This window comes from Methylobacterium sp. JK268 (assembly GCF_054052225.1).
This window is the reverse complement of the sequence record NZ_JBSVZN010000014.1, coordinates 88,660-106,713: the sequence shown is the minus strand read 5'-3', so window position 1 is coordinate 106,713 and position 18,054 is coordinate 88,660. Positions and strand designations below refer to the sequence as shown.

Genomic DNA, 18,054 nt, shown 5'->3' with positions numbered 1-18,054 from the left:
CCGTCGGCGATCCGCATCCGGCTTTCATGCCGTAACGGGATCAAGTCCGGGAGAGTCGCGTGGGGCGCGGCCCTGGACTGGCTCTCGACCCGGAAGCATGCGCGCGAGACCCGTCTCCGGGCGCTTCACAGCGGTGCTCCCTCGCGGAGCGGAGCGCCCGCGCCGGCTCCAAGCCGGTCGCGCGCGCCGCCAGGTGAGAACGGCCCGGGTCGAGCGGCTGCCGCGTCGTACGGATGCCGATGGATTGTTCCGTCACGCAGAGACCGGCTTCCGTCCGGGGTGACGAGCAAGGCTCCGCCACGCGGGCCGACCCCCATCGAACACTCTCGCGATTTCGCGCCAGTCTCGACGGCGATCACCGGTGACCGGATGTCTCTGCCATCCATCCGATCGCTCGATCGTCGGCGAGGACCGGCGAATCCGGTGACGCGAAGGCCCACCCTCCCCTTCGCAGCGACCGAGACCGTGTCACGCGACCGCGCGGTCGCGGTTCGGCGCGCCCTCGCGCGCGGCCGGTCCCGGGCCGCCGGGGCCGGCGCGCTCGCTCCGCGCCTGCTCCAGCAGCATCGGCCTCGCGAAGTAGAAGCCCTGCGCGTAGCGGATCTGCGTCGCCGCCTGCAGGTAGGCGACCTCCTCGTGGGTCTCGACGCCCTCCGCGATGATCCGCATCCCGAGCGCCGCGCCGAGCGACTCGATCGCCCGCAGCACGATCTGGCTGCGCGGCCGCTCGTGGATGCCCGTGATGAAGGAGCGGTCGATCTTGAGCTCGTCCGCCGTGATCTCGGCGAGCGCCGCGAGCGAGGAGTAGCCGACGCCAAAATCGTCGATCGACACCCCCGCCCCGACCGCCCGGATGCGCGGCAGCACCTCGCGCTGAAAGGAATCCTTGGTGAAGAACGCCTCCTCGGTCAGTTCCAGGATGAAGCGCTCCGCGCAGCCCGTCGCCGCCAGAGCCTCGCAGAAGGCGCTCATGAACGGCACGTCGCAGGCCTGCTTCGCCGCGATGTTCAGGCTGATCGTCACGCCGGAGCCGAACACCTCGTCGAATTCCGGCAGGGTGTTCACGACCTCGGCGAGGACCTGAAGGGTGATCTCGTTGATGAGGCCGAGTTCGATGGCGAGGCCGATGAACGCTCCCGGCGCCTGGATCACCCCCTCCTCGTCCCGCCAGCGCAGCAGCACCTCGACCCCGTGGGTCACGCCCGTGCGCAGGTCCACCTTGGGCTGGAACGCGCAGCAGAAGCAGCGGTCGCGGATCGCCAGGCGCAACCGCTGCTCCACCGCCATCCGCTCGGTGGCGGCGCGGGCCATGCTCTCCTCGAACAGGCTCACGCCGCCCTTCACGCCGCCCTTGACGCGGTACATGGCGCTGTCGGCCCGGCGCCGCAGCACCTCGTAGGTGCGGCCGTGGTCGGGATAGAGGCTCAGGCCGATCGACGCGGAGGCGAAGACCTCGTGCCCGTCGATGAAGAAGGGCTGCTTGAGGCGCCCGGCCACATCCGCCACCAGCGCGCAGGCCACCTCCGCGCTCTCCACGGGGTTCAGCAGGAGCACGAACTCGTCGCCGCCGACCCGGGCCAGCATGTCGGTCGGGCCGATCAGGCCGCGGACGCGGTCCGCCACCTTGGTGAGCAGGGCATCGCCCGCGGCGTGGCTGTAATAGTCGTTGATGTGCTTGAAGTTGTCGAGGTCGAGGAAGGCCAGCGCGAAGCGCTGGGTGTCGGGCGTGCCGGCGATCAGTTCGGCGATGCTCTGCTCGAACAGCACCCGGTTCGGGAGGCCGGTGAGCGCGTCGAGATAGGCGCGCTCGATCAGGTCGCGCTGGATCGCGTGGTGGTGGGTCGCGTCGATGGCCGTGGTGAGGTGGAAGGTCTCCGCCTCGGCGCCGAGATGCCCGACCTCCATGCGGCGCGTGTGCAGTTCGAACTCCCGGCCCGCCAGGTGCACGGAAGCGGAGCCGTCCGCCGCGCCCGGTTCCTCGTGCGGCGGGCGGTCCTGCATCAGTTCGGGCGTCTGGGCGCGCGCCGCCGCGTTGGCGAGGATGCAGCGCCCGTGGGCGTCGTGCACGACGACGCCCACGGGCAGCACCTGCATCGCCGCCTCGAGGAGGCTGCGCCTGTGGCTCGACATCGGCGGATTCATCGGGCCGACCACAGGCCGTCGCCGGCGGGCCGCGACGGCTGCCCGGGCGAGGCCTCGGCCGCGTCGAGGGGGCGCCGCAGCAGGCGGCGATGGGCCTGATCGAGGGCCGCTCCGGCGCCGCCCTCGGCCGCGGCGTCGCGCGCGCCGAGCGCCGCCGCGAGGTCGGGCTCCGCGCGCCCCTTGTTCATGCTCGCGACGCGCCAGCGCTCGACGACCGCGCCCACGAAGGCGGCGGAGGTCCCGCCGCTGAGGCCGTCCGCGCCGGCCCCCGACGTGTCGGCGCGGGGCAGCGCGTCCGGGGCGAGTTGGCTGAACCGCACCCGCGCCGGGATCGGCACGCCCTCGCCGAAGGCGATGCACTCGCCGGTGCCGAGCAGGGGTACGAAGCTCAGCAGGTTGGCGGTGTCCGAGACCGCCGCGGCCAGGTAGGCCTGGTCGCGGTCGTTCGTCATCCGCATCGCGAAGACCGTGCTGCACTGGGAGATGATGGCCGGGTCGAGTTCCGCCGGCCGCTGGGTGACGAGGCCGAGATGGACGCCGTGCTTGCGCCCCTCGCGCGCGATGCGCGAGAGCGCCCGCCGGGTCGGCGAGAAGCCCACCGACCGGTCGGCCGAGGCGTAGCGGTGGGCCTCCTCGCAGACGAAGAGCAGGGGCACCGCCCCGTCGCTCCAGATGCCGAACTCGAAGGCCAGCCGGCAGAGCACGCAGACCACCGCGTCGAGCACCTCCGCGGGCAGGCCGGCCAGCTGCATGATCGTGATCGGCCGCCCATCGGGCTGCAGCCGGAACAGGTGGGCGAGCAGGTCCCCCATCACGTCGCCGCCGACATTGGCGTTGTCGAACATGAAGGCGTAGCGCGGGTCGCTGCGGATCGTCTCGATGCGGGTGATGAGCCGATGATGGTGGAGCCGTGAGTTGCGGTTCTCCAGGCGGCCCATCCGCTCGTCGATGAGCGCGACCAGATCCTGGAGCAGGTACGGGACCGGCGTGTCGACCGTGAAGCCGGAGGTCCTGGCGGCGTTGCGCTTGATCAGCTGCCGCTCGCCGGCCTCCTTGTACTGCGCGTAGCGTGCCTTGGCGGCGGGCACGAGCTCGGCCAGGATCTCGATCTCCTCGTCCACCGGCGGGCGGCCGCCGTAGATGACGTCGGTCACCTCCTCGATGTTGAACAGCCAGAAGGGCAGCTTGAGCGAGCGCGGATTGATGACGTTGGCGCGCGCGCCGAAGCAGGCGGCGTACTCGTTGTGGACGTCGAGCAGGAAGGCGCGCATGTCGGGCCGGACGCCGAGCACCGCGTCGAGCACCACGGCGACGCCGCTCGACTTGCCGACGCCGGTGGCGCCGAGGACGGCGAAGTGCTTGGCGAGGAGATCGTCCGCCTTGATGCAGGCGGGCAGGGACGGATCCTGCGCATGGGTGCCGATGGTGGCCGTGTGGGCCGCCGAGACCCGGTGGATCAACTGCAGGTCCGCCGAGGCCAGGAGGCGCGCGGTGTCGCCGATCACCGGGTAGGTGGTCACGCCGCGGCGGAAGGCGCGGTCCTCCTCGTGGATGAACTCCCCGAGCAGGTCGAGGTCCGCGAGGACGGCCCGCGCGCCGAGCTTCTCGCCGGAGGTGAGCGCCGTCACCACCGCGACGAGGACGCGGGTGTCCGCGTGGATGGCGAGATAGCTGCCATAGGTGACGCGCGGGCGGGGTTCGCTCGGGATCAGCTCAAGGGTGACCTTCGAGTCCCGGATCGCGATCACGTGCCCGACCGGCGACGAATCAGTCTCGGTGTTCATTCAGGTCGACTCCAGCCATGCGCCTCTCTCTATTAGTATGTCCGAAGAGTGCTGGATCTCGACTTAAGCTTTTTAGTTAATACGGGGTTGAGATGATACAATTGAGGCCGCACCACTCTCTTTCGACTTAGTCTTGTCTCTCGCGGCCCACCGGTGCGCGGTGCCGAGGCTCCGTCGGCGATGCGCCGCACCGCCGTCCCGCGAGGCTTCGCGCGCGGCAAGATGGGGCGTGCCGGGTCTCGGGACGCGACGCGCACGGGGAGCGGTCGCGCAGACCGCAACGCGTCACGCAGGAGGCGCCGTCAGCATCGCCATGCCGAACTGGACCATCGCCGCCGCGACGCTGTCCGTGGGCGGCCGGCCCGTCGGCCGCTGGTTCATGACGTCCACGAACCGCGACGTGATCCTGTCCGATGCGGGCAGGCAAGCGTTCGTCGCGGAGCGGCAGGTATCCGGGAGATGAGTCGACGTGATCGTCGCATCGACCATGAGATGGAGAGCGTGGCAGTGTGCATGACGCTCCCCGATCGAGGCCGAGTGCGGAAGTATCCGCGCGTCACAGACGCGCTTGGCGTGAGTGGACGGACTTGCATCTTCAGGGCGCGCGAGCATGATGAAGCCGAAACGCCGGGAGGGCTGCGATGATGTCGACGCGACGCCCAGCGACACCTCTGTCCGACGAGACGGCAGCCGCTCCCGCCCTTTCCGCACCCGGGCTGGCCTCTGCTGAGGCTGTCACAACAAAGCGATCCATCGCTCGGCGCGCTGCGGAGGAGATGGAGCGTTATCTTGCTCTTTCGGTCTATCTCGTCATTGTCTTCGGGACGCTTATCCTGTTCAGTCTGAACATCTACGCCCGCCTCGACGAGGACGTTCGACGCTATTCCAGTTATCACTTCTACGCGCTCGGCCTGCTTAATGCCCTCGTTCTCGCCAAGCTGATGCTGGTGGCTGAGATGACAAAGCTCGGCTCGCACTCCATCGGGCGTCGTCTGCAGCAAGGGCCACTCGTCTACTCGATCCTGTACCAGGCCGTTCTCTTCGCTGCCGTGCTGACCATGCTCAATGTGTTGGAGGAGCTGCTGGTGGGAGCTTGGCACGGGAAGGCGCTGGACGCGGTCTTGCCCGAGATCGCGGGCGGGCCGCGCGGGCTGGCGACCCTCGCGTGGGTGATGTTCGTGGCGCTGATCCCGTACTTCGCCTTCCGTGAACTCAGCCGCGCGCTTGGCGAGACCCGATTGCGCGCCCTGCTCTGGAGCAGCCGGGCAGCAGAATAGGTGTTCGCGTGACCGGGTGCGCTCGCGGTGAATGCGCAGGCTCGCAGCGGCAGGGTTCACCGGCACGATGAGGTCCAGACACGGGGAGGGCTGCGATGATGTCGGACGCAACGCCCATTGGTCCCAAACCCGAGGCGGAAGGCCGGGAGCGGCCTGTCGTCCGTCAGCCGCACCGCAGAGGGTGGGGGCGCCTCCTCGCCGTGATCGGGGTGCTGTTGCTCGCCGCCGCCGGGTTCACTCTGGCGCATTTCTGGTCGCCACATGCCAACCTGCGCGTGACCACCGGCCCACAAGGCGGTGCCCTTCAGCGGTTCATGGCAGCGTTCGTCTCCGTCTCCGCGATCCAGCATCCCCGCGTTCACTTGGACCTCGTGCAGGTTCCCGACCTCGCCGGGAGCGCGAAGGCCTTGGAAGACGGTCGGACGGATCTGGCCGTCGTGCGCAGCGATGCGGCGGCGCCGGCCAACGCGCAGACCATCGTGATCTTGCGCCGGGATGTGGTGGCTCTCGTCCTGCCGCCCCACAGCAAGATCAGCTCCGTCGCGGGCTTGGCGGGCAAGACGGTGGGGATCGTGGCCGGTCCGGTCCAGGTGAACAATGCCCAGGCCCTCGACACGCTCCTGAGCTTCTTCAACATCCCCGCAAAGGACGTGCATCGGGTCTTCCTGCCCGTGGCAGAGCTCGGCCAGGCCGTGCAGGAGAAGAAGGTCGAGGCGGTCCTCGCGGTCGGTCCGATGGCGCCGGGTGAGGTGGTCGACGTCGTGGCCGCCATCGCGCGGGCGACGAAGGGGACCCCGGGCATTCTGGCCCTCGACGACGCGGAGGCTCTCGGAAAGCGCTTCCCCGGCTTCGAGTCGATCGACGTTCCTGTCGGCGCGTTCCGAGCCCGGCCGGCCACGCCGAGCGACACCGTCACGACCCTCGCCGTCACCTATCGCTTCGCCGCTTCGGAGCTGATGAGCAACGTCGTGGCGGCTGCCATCGCGCGTTCGATCCTGACCACGAAAACCAAACTCATGGCCGCAACACCGCTCGCCAACCAGATCGAAGCCCCTGACCCTGATGACAAGAGCCCCATCCTGCCGATTCACCCCGGCGTGGCGGCCTACCTCAGTGGCGGAGACCAGAGCTTCCTCGATCAGTTCCAGCAGTACTTCTACGTGATGGGCATCGGCACCAGCATCATGGGATCGGTGTTTGCTCTGGCTTCGAGCTACTGGAGCCGGCGGAGATGCGACGAGGACTGGCGGCCGATCAGCAGGCTCGTCGAGATCGCGGATGAGGCGCCCGGCGCCGAGCGGCTCGCATTGGAAGCGCTCGAGCGTGAAACCCGGGCGATCGCCTCGTCCGTGCTCGGCCGGCAGGCCGGGGCGGTAGGGGCCGAGCGGCTGTCGGCGTTCTCGACCGCGCTCACCCACGCGAGGCACGCCCTCGATGCGCGACAATCGGTTCTTGGTCCGCACATGGGGGCGAGCCCCGGACCGAAGCCTGCGCCGACGCTATCCGCAGTCCAGTGAGACATGTGGTGGTGAGCGCGCTGGGGCTCGAACCCAGGACCTACAGATTAAAAGTCCGTTGCTCTACCAGCTGAGCTACGCGCTCGCATCCGCGCGGATCCGGCGCGGGCAGCCCGGTAAGCCGTGAGCGGAGCAGGGGCGGATGTAGGGGGTTGACGCAGCCGGGTCAACCGCCGAACGAGGGGCGTGACCCGTCCCGACCCGCAGGCCCCGCCTCGCCCCGGCCCGGATCCGCGCGCCGCGGAGTGGCGCCGCTTCCTCGGCACGGCCCTCGGGACCGCGGCCCTCGCCGCCCTCCTGGCCTTCGGCTTCATCGCCGCCATGGACCCCTACGGCTTGCGCGCCGCGCCCGGGCGGGCGCCCGGGCCGATCATGGATCTCAACCAGCGCTACATGTACCCGCAGATCGTGCGCGGCGGCGCCTACGACGCGGCGGTCTTCGGCACCTCGACGGCGCGGCTCCTCGACCCTCGGGCGCTCGACCGGGCCTTCCCGGGCGCCTTCGCCAACCTCGCGATGAACGCCGCCACCCCCTGGGAGCAGGCGCAGCTCGCCCGCTTCTTCCTGGCCCGGGTGCGGGCGCGGACCCTGATTCTCACCCTCGACGGAACCTGGTGCGACCCGGAGGCCGAGGCCAAGCGGCTGACCTTCCGGCCCTTCCCGCCCTGGCTCTACGCGGACGGCGCGGCCTGGCGCGGGCTGTTCGCGCAGTGGAACCTGCAGAGCCTGGAAATCGCCGGCCGCGTGCTGCTGCACCGGGTCGGGCGGATGCGCGAGCGGATCCGCGGCGACGGCTACGAGGTCTTCACCCCGCCCGAACAGACCTACGACGCGGCGCGCGCCGCCGGCCACATCCGGGAGATGGCGCGCGCGCAGGAACCGATCGGGCCCGGCGCGGCCTTCCCGGCCCTGGCCTGGCTCGACGACCTCCTCGCCACGGCGCCGGGCGACGCCGTGAAGGTCGTGGCCTTCATGCCGGCGCATGTGGCGGTGCAGCCCCGGCCGGGCTCCGACGACGCCGCGCGGGAGGACGCCTGCAAGGCGCAGGCCGCCGCGATCGGCCGGCGGCACGGCGCCACGGTGGTCGATCTGCGCATCGCCTCGCCGCTCACCACCCGCGACGAGAATTACTGGGACGCCCTCCACTACCGCCTGCCCGTCGCCGACCGGGTGATCGACGGGCTGCGGCGGGCGGTGACGACCGGCCGGGACGACCCGGACGGCCTCTTCCGGGTGCTGGCCCGGCCGGCCGGAGGCTGATTGCGGTCCGGGACGAGGTCAGGCCCGCGCGCGGTCGCGCTCGGCGCGGGCCCAGCCCTCGCGGGTCTCGCCCACGAAATCCTCCAGCCGGCCCTCCGCGATCGCCCGGCGCAGGCCGGCCATGAGGTCCTGGTAGTAGGAGAGGTTGTTCCAGCTCAGCAGCATCATGCCGAGGATCTCCCCCGAGCGCACGAGGTGGTGGAGATAGGCCTTGCTGTAGAGAGTGGCGGCCGGGCAGGTCGAGGCGGGATCGAGCGGTTCGTTGTCCTCGGCGAAGCGCGCGTTGCGCAGGTTCAGGCGGCCGTGCCGGGTATAGACCATGCCGTGGCGGCCGGCCCGGGTCGGCATCACGCAGTCGAACATGTCGATGCCGCGGCGCACCGCCTCGACGATGTCGTCGGGCGTGCCGACGCCCATGAGGTAGCGGGGCTTCTCGCCCGGAAGGTGCGGCTCCACCGTCTCGATCATCGCCAGCATGGTGGCTTGCGGCTCGCCCACCGCGAGGCCGCCGATGGCGTAGCCCTTGAGGTCGAGGCCGACGAGCTCCCGCGCGCTCTCGACGCGGAGCGCCGGGATGTCGCCGCCCTGGACGATGCCGAACAGAGCCTTCCCGGGCTGCGCGCCGAAGGCGACGCGGCAGCGCTCGGCCCAGCGCAGGGACAGGCGCATGGCCTTGGCGATCGCCTCGGGCTCGGCGGGCAGGCGCACGCACTCGTCGAGCTGCATCTGGATGTCCGAGCCGAGCAGGCCCTGGATCTCGATCGAGCGCTCGGGCGTGAGCAGGTGCGCGGTGCCGTCGAGATGCGACTGGAAGGTGACCCCGGTCTCGTCGAGCTTGCGCAGGCCGGACAGGGACATGACCTGGAAACCGCCGGAATCGGTCAGGATCGGGTAGGGCCACTGCATGAAGGCGTGCAGCCCCCCGAGCCGGGCCATCCGCTCGGCGCCGGGGCGCAGCATGAGGTGGTAGGTGTTGCCCAGCACCACGTCGGCGCCGAGCGCCTTCACCTGCTCGGGATACATCGCCTTGACGGTGCCCACCGTGCCGACCGGCATGAAGGCCGGGGTGCGGATGACGCCCCGCGGCATGCGGATCTCGCCCGTGCGGGCGGCGCCGTCGCGCGCCGCGACGGTGAAGCGGAAGCTGTCGGTCATCAGGGTTGGGCCCGGAACAGGAGGCTCGAATCGCCGTAGGAATAGAAGCGGTAGCCTTCCGCCACCGCGTGGGCGTAGGCCGCCCGCATCGTGTCGAGACCCGCGAAGGCGCTGACCAGCATGAACAGGGTCGAGCGCGGCAGGTGGAAGTTCGTCATCAGCGCGTCGACGGCCCGGAAGCGGTAGCCCGGCGTGATGAAGATGTCGGTGGCGCCCGCGAAGGGACGGATCGTGCCGTCCGGGTCGGCGGCGGATTCGAGGAGGCGCAGCGAGGTGGTGCCCACCGCCACGATCCGCCCGCCCGCGTCGCGCACGGCGTTGAGGCGCGCGGCCGTCTCGGGGGCGATCTGGCCGATCTCGGCGTGCATCCGGTGCTCCCGCGTGTCCTCCGCCTTCACGGGCAGGAAGGTCCCGGCCCCGACGTGGAGCGTGACGCGGGCCTCGCCGATCCCGGCCTCGCGCAGGCGCGCCAGCAGGTCGGGCGTGAAGTGGAGCCCCGCGGTCGGGGCCGCGACGGCGCCGGGTTCGCGGGCGTAGACCGTCTGGTAGTCGGCGGCGTCCCGCCCGTCGGTCGGGCGGCGACCGGCGATGTAGGGCGGCAGCGGCAATTCCCCGAGCCGCGCCACCGCCTCGTCCAGGTAGGCGCCCGAGAGCGCGAAGGTCAGGGTGATCTCGCCCCCCTCCCCCCGCGCGGTCACCGTCGCGTCGAGATGGCCCAGCTCGCAGGCCGTCCCCTCGGCGCCGGCGCCGAACCGGATGCGGTCGCCCTCGCGCAGGCGCTTGCCCGGCCGCGCGAAGGCGCGCCAGCGATCCGGCGCCTCGCGCAGGTGCAGCATCGCCTCCACGCGCACCGCGGGCCCGTCCGGACGGGTGCGCAGCCCCCGCAGCCGCGCCGGGATCACCTTCGTGTCGTTGAAGACGAGGCAGTCGCCCGGGGCGAGCAGGGCCGGCAGGTCGCGCACGGCGCGATCCTCCGGCGGCGCGCCCGGCGTGACCCGCAGCAGGCGGGCGGAATCCCGGGGCACGGCCGGGCGGAGCGCGATCAGCGCCTCGGGCAGGTCGAAATCGAACAGGTCCACGCGCATGCGGGCCATGAGCACGGATCGGCCCCCGGGATCAATGGCCCGTGGCGGCGCGGGCCGCGGCACGCCATCTAGAGGCCGAACCGACAGGGAGATCGCGATGGCCAACCAGCCGACGCTCGATGCGGAGCTGGCGACGTGGTGGAGTTGCGAGGCCGAGCGCCTGGACCGGCTCGCCGCCGAGGCGCGCTTCGGCTTCATGCAGCGCCGCTACGCCCGCAAGGCCGCCGAGGCGCGGGCCCGGGCGCAGGTGAGTCAGGTCCGCGAGGCGGCGCGGCGCGGGGACTCCGCCGCGTCATAGCCGCGGCTAAGACGTGTGCCGTGGCCTTCGCCCCCCTCCTGCGCCTAAGGAGCCGGCGCCCCGGCCGGCCGGGGTGCCACCGACGGAATCCGCAAGATGGAACGCGCGCAAGCCGCGGCTCTGGTGAGCACCGGCCTCGGGCTGCTGGTGCTCGGCCTGAAGTTCGGGGCCTGGTGGCTCACGGGAAGCCTCGCACTCTACTCGGACGCGCTGGAGAGCATCGTCAACGTGGTGGCGGCGGCCACCGCCTTCGTGGCCCTGCGCGTCGCCGCGCAGCCGGCCGACCAGGATCACCCCTACGGTCACCACAAGGCCGAATACTTCTCGGCGGTGATCGAGGGCGCGCTGATCGTAGTGGCGGCGGTGATGATCCTGCGCGACGCCTACGAGGCCTATCTGCATCCCAAGCCGATCGACATGCCGCTCATCGGCGTCGCCGTGAACGGGCTGGCGACGGTCATCAACGGGGTCTGGGGCTGGATGCTGCTCCGGCGCGGGCGGGACTGGCGCTCGCCGGCCCTGGTCGCGGACGGGCGCCACGTGATCTCGGACGTGGTGACCTCGCTCGGCGTGCTGGCGGGCGTCGGGCTGACCGCGGCGACGGGCTACGTCCTCCTCGACCCGGCCATCGCGGCGCTCGTCGCCCTCAACATCCTGTGGTCGGGCTGGGGCATGGTGCGCGACTCGGTCAACGGCCTGATGGACCAGGCCGCCGCCCCGGAGATGCTGGACCGGATCCGCGTGCTCATCTCCGAGCACGGCGCCGGCGCGCTGGAGGCCCACGACGTGCGCAGCCGCCATGCCGGGCAGGCGACCTTCGTCGATTTCCACCTCGTGGTTCCCGGCGAGATGACGGTCGCGGAATCCCACGCCATCTGCGACCGGCTGGAACAGGCGATCGAGAGCGGGCTTCCCGGCACCGTCGTGACGATCCACGTGGAGCCGGGGGATCACGCCAAGCAGCGGGGCGTCCCGGTGGTCTGACGCGGTGCGGCACCGCGCCGGGGACCGGCGCGCCGAGGCTTGCCGCCCGCCCCCCGCGTCCCAGAATAGCCGCCAGGACCCGCGCCGGCGACCGGCCGGGCCGCCCGCGGGGATGACGGCGATGAAGCTCGGCTTGGACGGAAAGGTCGCCCTCGTCACGGGAGGCTCGAAGGGCATCGGGCTCGCCTGCGCCCGCGCCCTCCTGGACGAGGGTGCTCGGGTCGGTATCGTCTCGCGGTCGCAGGAGAATCTCGACCGCGCGCGGGGCCTGCTCGGCGCCGTCGCGGGCCACGCGGCCGACCTCGCCGACCCGGCACAGGCCCTGGCGGCCCTCGACGCCGTCGAGGCCGCGCTCGGCCCCATCGACGTGCTGGTGACCAGTGCCGGGGCCGCGCGCCGCAGCCCGCCCGACGACCTCGACCCCGGACGGTGGCGCGCCGCGCTCGACGCGAAGTTCTTCACCACCGTCAACATCGTGGACCCGGCCGTGAAGCGGATGGCGGCCCGGGGCGGCGGCGTGATCGTCACCATCATCGGCAACGGCGGCAAGGTCGCCTCGCCGACGCACATCGCCGGGGGCGCCGCCAACGCGGCCCTGATGCTCGCCACCGCCGGGCTCGCCCAGGCCTATGCGGGCCGGGGCGTGCGGGTCGTCGGCGTCAATCCCGGCCTGACGCGGACCGATCGCGTCGCCGAGGGGATGCGGGCCGAGGCGAGCGCGCGGACCATCACGGTCGAGGAGGCCGAGCGGGCGGCGATCGCGCGCATCCCCCTCGGGCGCATGGCGGAGCCCGAGGAGATCGCCGCGACCGTGGTGTTCCTGGCCTCGGCCCGCGCGAGCTACGTCACCGGCGTGACGGTGACGATGGATGGCGCGCAGGCCGCCCTCGTGGTGTAGGGCGGGCGCCGCTCCGGGTGCCACCAGGAATCCGGGCGGCTCAGACCTTCCGCACGGCTCCCTGCGCGGCGCTCGTCGCGAGCATCGCGTAGGCGCGGAGCGCCGCCGAGACCTTCCGCTTGCGCGGCGCAGCCGGCCGCCAGCCCTTGGCCTCCTGGGCCACCCGACGCCGATCGAGTTCCGCCTCCTCCACCGCGAGGTGGATGAGCCGGTTCGGGATGTCGATCTCGATCCGGTCGCCCTGCTCCACGAGGCCGATGAGGCCGCCCTCCGCCGCCTCCGGTGAGACGTGCCCGATCGACAGGCCCGAGGAGCCGCCCGAGAAGCGCCCATCCGTCACCAGGGCGCAGGCCTTCCCCAGCCCCTTCGACTTCAGGTAGCTCGTCGGGTAGAGCATTTCCTGCATGCCCGGTCCGCCCCGCGGCCCCTCGTAGCGAATCAGCACCACCTCTCCGGCCTTCACCGTCCCGCCGAGGATGCCCTCCGCGGCCGCGTCCTGGCTCTCGAAGACGTGGGCCGGCCCCGCGAAGGTCAGGATGCCGGCATCGACGCCCGCCGTCTTCACGATGCAGCCGTCTTGCGCGAGGTTGCCGTAGAGCACGGCGAGGCCGCCGTCCCGCGCGTAGGCGTGCGCGGCGTCGCGCAGCACGCCCGCCTCGCGGTCGAGGTCCAGGGCGTCGTAGCGCGCCTCCTGCGAGAAGGCGGTCTGGGTCGGCACCCCGCCGGGCGCCGCCCGGTAGAAGGCGTGGACGCCCGGGCTGTCCGTCCGCCGCACGTCCCACCGATCCAGGGCGGCCGCGAGGCTCTCCGCGTGGACGCTGCCGACCGCGGTGTCGAGGAGCCCGGCGCGGTCGAGTTCGCCGAGGATGCCCATGATGCCGCCGGCCCGGTGCACGTCCTCCATGTGCACGTCGGCCACCGCCGGGGCGACCTTGCACAGGACCGGGACGCGCCGGGACAGGCGGTCGATGTCGCTCATGGTGAAGGGCACCTCGCCCTCGTGCGCGGCGGCCAGCAGGTGCAGGACCGTGTTGGTCGACCCGCCCATGGCGATGTCGAGCGTCATCGCGTTCTCGAAGGCCTTCACGTTCGCGATCGCCCGCGGCAGCACGCCCGCGTCGTCCTGCTCGTAGTAGCGGCGGGCGAGGTCGACGATCAGGTGGCCGGCCTCCACGAACAGGCGCCGCCGGTCCGCGTGGGTGGCGAGGAGCGAGCCGTTGCCCGGGAGCGAGAGGCCGAGGGCTTCGGTGAGGCAATTCATCGAGTTCGCCGTGAACATGCCCGAGCAGGAGCCGCAGGTCGGGCAGGCCGAGCGCTCGATCGCCCGCACGTCCGCGTCGGCGACCCGGTCGTCGGCCGCCGCCACCATAGCGTCGATCAGGTCGACCTTCCGGCGCGCCCCGCCGACCACGACCTTGCCGGCCTCCATCGGCCCGCCCGAGACGAACACCGCCGGGATGTTGAGACGCAGCGCCGCCATCAGCATGCCGGGCGTGATCTTGTCGCAGTTCGAGATGCAGACCATGGCGTCGGCGCAATGCGCGTTGACCACGTACTCGACGGAATCGGCGATCAGCTCGCGCGAGGGCAGCGAGTAGAGCATGCCGTCGTGACCCATCGCGATGCCGTCGTCGACCGCGATGGTGTTGAACTCCTTGGCGACGCCGCCGGCCTGCGCGATCTCGCGCGCCACGAGTTGCCCGAGATCCTTCAGGTGCACGTGGCCGGGCACGAACTGCGTGAAGGAGTTCACCACCGCGATGATCGGCTTGCCGAAATCGGCGTCGGTCATGCCGGTGGCGCGCCACAGGCCGCGGGCGCCGGCCATGTTGCGGCCGTGGGTGGTGGTGCGGGAGCGGTAGGCGGGCATCGGTCCATTCCAGTGAACGGGCCGCGTTCTGCGCCCCGCCGCACCGGTGCACAAGCCGGCGGCTCAGTTCTCCGGCGGCACCGGCTCGCCGCTCTCGAGGCGGAAATCCGCCGGATGCCCCCAGAGCGCCAGCCCGGCGGGGCCGCCGGTCACCACCCGGACGGTCCAAGCCGGCCCCCCGGCATCCCTGGCTGTGTCCGCGAGGCGCAGGACGACGAAGCCGCGCCCGGCGCGCAGGCAGCCATTCTCGGCGAGCCAGCGTGCATCCTGCGCCGCCCGTGCGGCGACAGCGAAGCTGAAGCGCGAGACGCAGAGGAGCGCACCCTCGCGGACGAGCAGGCGCCGGGACGCCTCTGGCTGGGCGAAGGTCGGCAGCGGCAGCCCGGCGAGGAGGAGTAGGATCATGCCGCGCCGCATGGGGCCGCCTCCGGTGGAGCGCGCGGCAGCGCCTCGACGCGGGCGGCTCCTCGGACGGGAACGCGCGCGGGCGGCCATGGCGGTGCGGCTCCGGTGTCGCAGGACGGACGTGGCATCCCGCCGATCGCGCCGAGCGGCCGGACATGCGAAGGCTGCGCGCGGGTCCGGGCGCCCGGCCGTGCGGTCGGATGATGGGGGCCGATCGCGACGTTCATGCGAACCGCCCGGGGCGGGACGGAGGGGGATGGGGACATGACGCGCACGCGGGCGCCGCAGGGAGACCTCTCCCGGGTGGTGGTGCGGGTGGCGGTGCTGAACCTCGCCTATTTCGGCGTGGAATTCGCGGTGGCGCTGGCGATCGGCTCGGTCGCGCTGTTCGCCGACAGCATCGACTTCCTGGAGGATGCCTCGGTCAACCTGCTGATCCTGCTGGCGCTCGGCTGGAGCGCCCGCAATCGCGCGCGGCTCGGGATGGGCCTGGCCCTGATCCTGCTGGCGCCGGGCCTCGCCACCCTGTGGACGGCCTCCGAGAAATTCGCCGCGCCGGTGCCGCCGCAGGCCGGCGCCCTGACGCTCACCGGCCTCGGCGCGCTCGCCGTCAATCTCACCTGCGCGCTGATGCTGGCCCAACACCGGTCGCGAGGGGGCAGCCTCACCCGGGCGGCCTTCCTGTCGTCGCGCAACGATGCCGCCGCGAACCTCGCGATCATCGCGGCGGGCCTCGTCACGGCGTTCCTGTGGCCCTCCGCCTGGCCGGACCTGGTGGTCGGGCTCGGCATCGCGGCGATGAACGCCGACGCTGCCCGCGAGGTCTTCGAAGCGGCGCGGGACGAGCACCGGTCCGCCGCCTGAGCCGGACGGGCCGGCGCCGGCGCAGCCCCGTCACCGCGGATCGCTCTCGAGCCAGCGCCGCTTCGACTGATCGAGATGCGCATGCATCATCGCCTGGCCGAGCAGGGGATCGCCGGCCTCGAGAGCGCCCAGGATGGCCTCGTGCTCGGCCAGGGCCAGGGTCCAGGTCCCGGGGCTCTCGAAGCGGTCGCGCATCCCGGCCGAGAGCGGGCTGTGCCGCTCGTCGAAGAGGTCGGCGACGATGCGGGCGAGCACCGTGTTGCCCGCCTGCGCGGCGATCGTGATGTGGAACAGGCGATCGTGGTCGAGGGGCTTGCTGCCCCGCGCGATCGCCTCGCGCATCCCGTCGAGGGCGCCGCGCAGGGTCTCCACCGCCTGCCGCGTCATCCGGGCGGTCGCCAGGACGATCACCGCACCCTCGACGACCGCGCGAGCCTGCATCAGCTCGGCGGGACTGTCGCCGATGCCGGCGGTCGCCCAGATCCGCGGCTCCCCGGTCCCCAGGACGTAGAGGCCCGAGCCCATCCGGATCTCGATCGTGCCCTCGATCTCGAGCGCGATCAGCGCCTCTCGCAGGGACGGACGCGACACGCCGAGCTGCTGCGCGAGGTCGCGCTCCGCCGGCAGCCGGTCGCCGGGGGCGAACCGGCCCGTCTGGATCAGCGCCCGGATCTGGTCGGCGACCTGCTGGTAGAGCCGGCGCTCGACGGACCGCGGAGCGGTCGGCTCGTGTCGCATGATTGGCCTGACCAATAGCGCGGGTTTCCGCATCATAACCGGGCTCCTCAGGCGCGCAATGCGATCCGGCGAGGGCGATGATACGGCTGTGGACCGCGCAGGACGAATCCGCCACGAACCGGCTTGACCAATTTCCACCCGCATCTTACCATGGGTCATCTTGAACTCGCCCCGGCAGTGGGCAGAGGCCCCTAGGGAGGGCAGCCGTGGTCCTGACCTGCGGAACGCAGAGGGCAGACCGTCTTGGGCCGGGCGCGGCCACCGACCCTGGCGAGGTGATCCTGTCGCTGCACGGTGTCGGCAAGACGTTTCCCGGTGTGACGGCGCTCTCCGGCGTCACGCTCGACCTTCGCCGGGGCGAGGTGCACGCCGTCTGCGGCGAGAACGGCGCCGGCAAGTCGACGCTGATGAAGATCATCAGCGGTGTTCACCCGCCGACCTCGGGGCGGATCGTGCTGAAGGGGACGGAACGGCGCTTCGCATCGCCCTTGCAGGCCGAGAAGGCCGGCATCGCGATGATCCACCAGGAACTGAACCTGGTGCCGGACCTGTCGGTGGCCGAGAACATCTCCCTGGCGCGGGAGCCGCGGCGGGGATTCCTGATCGATCGCCGGCGGCTGCGGGACGACGCGCTACGCTGGCTCGACCGGCTGGGAGGCGGGATCGATCCGGACCGGACGGTTCGGACGCTGTCGGTCGCCCAGTGCCAGATGGTCGAGATCGCCAAGGCGCTCTCGCTGAACGCCGAGGTGCTCGTTATGGACGAGCCGACCTCCTCCCTGACCGAGCAGGAGACGCGGCGCCTGTTCGAGGTGATCCGCGGCCTGAAGGCGGCGGGAGTCGGGATCCTCTACATCTCGCACCGCCTCGAGGAGCTCGGCGCGATCGTCGACCGGGTGACCGTGCTGCGCGACGGCCGGCACGTCTCGACCGCGGACGTCCGCGAGACCAGCCTCGACACCATCGTGGCCCACATGGTCGGCCGCCCCGTCGAGGACACGTTCCCGGCGCGGTCGTCGCGGCCGACCTCCGAGACGATCGCCTCCGTTCGGGGCCTCGGGCGGGCGGGCGTCTTCTCGGAGATCGGCTTCGACCTGCGCCGCGGGGAGATCCTCGGCTTCGCCGGCCTGATCGGAGCCGGGCGGACCGAGGTGGCGCGGGCGATCTTCGGCGCGGACCCGTTCGATTCCGGCACCATCACCCTGCACGGGCGCGCCCTGACGATCCGCTCGCCGCGCGACGCGATCGCCGCCGGGATCGCCTATGTCCCGGAGGACCGGCGCGGGCAGGGCCTCGCCGTCGCGATGCCGGTCGACGTCAACCTCACGCTCGCCCACGTGGCGGGGATCGCCGGCCGGCTCGGCGTCATCGATGCCAGGCGGCAGGCCGAGATCGCCCAGCGCTACGTCGACCTGCTGTCGATCCGGACGCCGTCGCTGCGCCACCCGGTCCGCCTGCTCTCGGGCGGCAATCAGCAGAAGATCGTCATCGGCAAGTGGCTGTTCCGCGAGCCCAAGCTCATCATCTTCGACGAGCCGACGCGCGGCATCGATGTCGGGGCGAAGCTCGCCATCTACACGATCATCGACGGGCTGGCAGCACAGGGCATCGGGATCATCCTGATCAGCTCGGAGCTTCCCGAGATCCTCGGCATGACCGATCGCGTGGCGGTGTTCCACCGCGGCCGGATCGCGCGCGTCCTCGACACCGACCGGACCAATCAGGAGGAGATCATGCACTACGCCTCCGGCTTCCGGGAGCGGCCCTGAGATGGGCG

General features: G+C 71.7%; 16 protein-coding genes and 1 tRNA gene. 9 read left to right on the top strand and 8 right to left on the bottom strand.

Going from position 1 to position 18,054, the window contains the following annotated elements; all coding sequences use genetic code 11:
- Positions 1 to 468: 468 nt before the first annotated feature.
- On the bottom strand, positions 469 to 2,130 hold the full coding sequence (locus ACW9J6_RS16950) for a putative bifunctional diguanylate cyclase/phosphodiesterase (protein WP_457117658.1): 1,662 nt from the start codon (positions 2,128 to 2,130) through the stop codon (positions 469 to 471).
- Positions 2,131 to 2,138: 8 nt separating this feature from the next.
- On the bottom strand, positions 2,139 to 3,926 hold the full coding sequence (locus tag ACW9J6_RS16945; protein ID WP_457117657.1) for an ATP-binding protein: 1,788 nt from the start codon (positions 3,924 to 3,926) through the stop codon (positions 2,139 to 2,141).
- A 313-nt stretch (positions 3,927 to 4,239) separates the two neighbouring features.
- Between ACW9J6_RS16945 and ACW9J6_RS16940 the strand changes: the two genes are divergently transcribed.
- The 3 genes from ACW9J6_RS16940 (at position 4,240) to ACW9J6_RS16930 (ending at position 6,720) form a co-directional block, all read left to right on the top strand.
- A complete protein-coding gene (locus ACW9J6_RS16940) occupies positions 4,240 to 4,389 on the top strand; it encodes a hypothetical protein (RefSeq protein WP_457117656.1) in 150 nt (49 codons plus the stop codon).
- 313 nt (positions 4,390 to 4,702) lie between these two features.
- The gene (locus ACW9J6_RS16935) at positions 4,703 to 5,203 is read left to right on the top strand and encodes a hypothetical protein (protein ID WP_457117655.1); all 501 of its coding nucleotides are present in this window, start codon (positions 4,703 to 4,705) and stop codon (positions 5,201 to 5,203) included.
- A gap of 95 nt (positions 5,204 to 5,298) precedes the next feature.
- Complete coding sequence (locus tag ACW9J6_RS16930) at positions 5,299 to 6,720, top strand: TAXI family TRAP transporter solute-binding subunit (RefSeq protein ID WP_457117654.1); 1,422 nt, start codon at positions 5,299 to 5,301, stop codon at positions 6,718 to 6,720.
- 9 nt (positions 6,721 to 6,729) lie between these two features.
- Here ACW9J6_RS16930 and ACW9J6_RS16925 read toward each other — a convergent pair.
- Positions 6,730 to 6,805 (bottom strand) — tRNA-Lys (locus ACW9J6_RS16925).
- A gap of 101 nt (positions 6,806 to 6,906) precedes the next feature.
- On the opposite strand from ACW9J6_RS16925, the gene ACW9J6_RS16920 reads away from it, so the two are divergent.
- Positions 6,907 to 7,980: a hypothetical protein gene (locus tag ACW9J6_RS16920; RefSeq protein ID WP_457117653.1), complete on the top strand. Its 1,074-nt coding sequence runs from the start codon at positions 6,907 to 6,909 to the stop codon at positions 7,978 to 7,980.
- An 18-nt stretch (positions 7,981 to 7,998) separates the two neighbouring features.
- On the opposite strand, the gene tgt is transcribed toward ACW9J6_RS16920, so the two are convergent.
- On the bottom strand, positions 7,999 to 9,135 hold the full coding sequence (tgt, locus tag ACW9J6_RS16915) for a tRNA guanosine(34) transglycosylase Tgt (RefSeq protein WP_457117652.1): 1,137 nt from the start codon (positions 9,133 to 9,135) through the stop codon (positions 7,999 to 8,001).
- Positions 9,135 to 10,220 (bottom strand): tRNA preQ1(34) S-adenosylmethionine ribosyltransferase-isomerase QueA, encoded by a 1,086-nt coding sequence (gene queA, locus ACW9J6_RS16910; RefSeq protein WP_457117770.1) that lies wholly within the window; start codon positions 10,218 to 10,220, stop codon positions 9,135 to 9,137. Before queA ends, tgt begins: the two co-directional genes overlap by 1 nt.
- A gap of 97 nt (positions 10,221 to 10,317) precedes the next feature.
- On the opposite strand from queA, the gene ACW9J6_RS16905 reads away from it, so the two are divergent.
- The 3 genes from ACW9J6_RS16905 to ACW9J6_RS16895 all read left to right on the top strand — a co-directional run bounded on the left by ACW9J6_RS16905 (position 10,318) and on the right by ACW9J6_RS16895 (position 12,400).
- A complete protein-coding gene (locus ACW9J6_RS16905; RefSeq protein ID WP_457117651.1) occupies positions 10,318 to 10,518 on the top strand; it encodes a hypothetical protein in 201 nt (66 codons plus the stop codon).
- Between the two features lie 96 nt (positions 10,519 to 10,614).
- Positions 10,615 to 11,502 carry a cation diffusion facilitator family transporter gene (locus tag ACW9J6_RS16900; protein WP_457117650.1) on the top strand — a complete coding sequence of 296 codons (888 nt, stop codon included), beginning with the start codon at positions 10,615 to 10,617 and terminating at the stop codon, positions 11,500 to 11,502.
- A 121-nt stretch (positions 11,503 to 11,623) separates the two neighbouring features.
- On the top strand, positions 11,624 to 12,400 hold the full coding sequence (locus ACW9J6_RS16895) for an SDR family oxidoreductase (protein ID WP_457117649.1): 777 nt from the start codon (positions 11,624 to 11,626) through the stop codon (positions 12,398 to 12,400).
- A gap of 40 nt (positions 12,401 to 12,440) precedes the next feature.
- Here the strand turns inward: ACW9J6_RS16895 and ilvD are convergent, their stop codons facing one another.
- Positions 12,441 to 14,270 carry a dihydroxy-acid dehydratase gene (ilvD, locus tag ACW9J6_RS16890; RefSeq protein ID WP_457117648.1) on the bottom strand — a complete coding sequence of 610 codons (1,830 nt, stop codon included), beginning with the start codon at positions 14,268 to 14,270 and terminating at the stop codon, positions 12,441 to 12,443.
- Between the two features lie 63 nt (positions 14,271 to 14,333).
- Positions 14,334 to 14,675, bottom strand: coding sequence for a hypothetical protein (locus ACW9J6_RS16885; RefSeq protein WP_457117647.1), 342 nt, complete (start codon positions 14,673 to 14,675; stop codon positions 14,334 to 14,336).
- A 264-nt stretch (positions 14,676 to 14,939) separates the two neighbouring features.
- Here ACW9J6_RS16885 and ACW9J6_RS16880 point away from each other — a divergent pair, with 264 nt between their 5' ends.
- A complete protein-coding gene (locus ACW9J6_RS16880; RefSeq protein WP_457117646.1) occupies positions 14,940 to 15,539 on the top strand; it encodes a cation transporter in 600 nt (199 codons plus the stop codon).
- 30 nt (positions 15,540 to 15,569) lie between these two features.
- On the opposite strand, the gene ACW9J6_RS16875 is transcribed toward ACW9J6_RS16880, so the two are convergent.
- Complete coding sequence (locus ACW9J6_RS16875; protein WP_457117645.1) at positions 15,570 to 16,277, bottom strand: FadR/GntR family transcriptional regulator; 708 nt, start codon at positions 16,275 to 16,277, stop codon at positions 15,570 to 15,572.
- A 275-nt stretch (positions 16,278 to 16,552) separates the two neighbouring features.
- Between ACW9J6_RS16875 and ACW9J6_RS16870 the strand changes: the two genes are divergently transcribed.
- Complete coding sequence (locus ACW9J6_RS16870) at positions 16,553 to 18,046, top strand: sugar ABC transporter ATP-binding protein (protein ID WP_457117769.1); 1,494 nt, start codon at positions 16,553 to 16,555, stop codon at positions 18,044 to 18,046.
- The last annotated feature ends 8 nt before the right edge of the window (positions 18,047 to 18,054 follow it).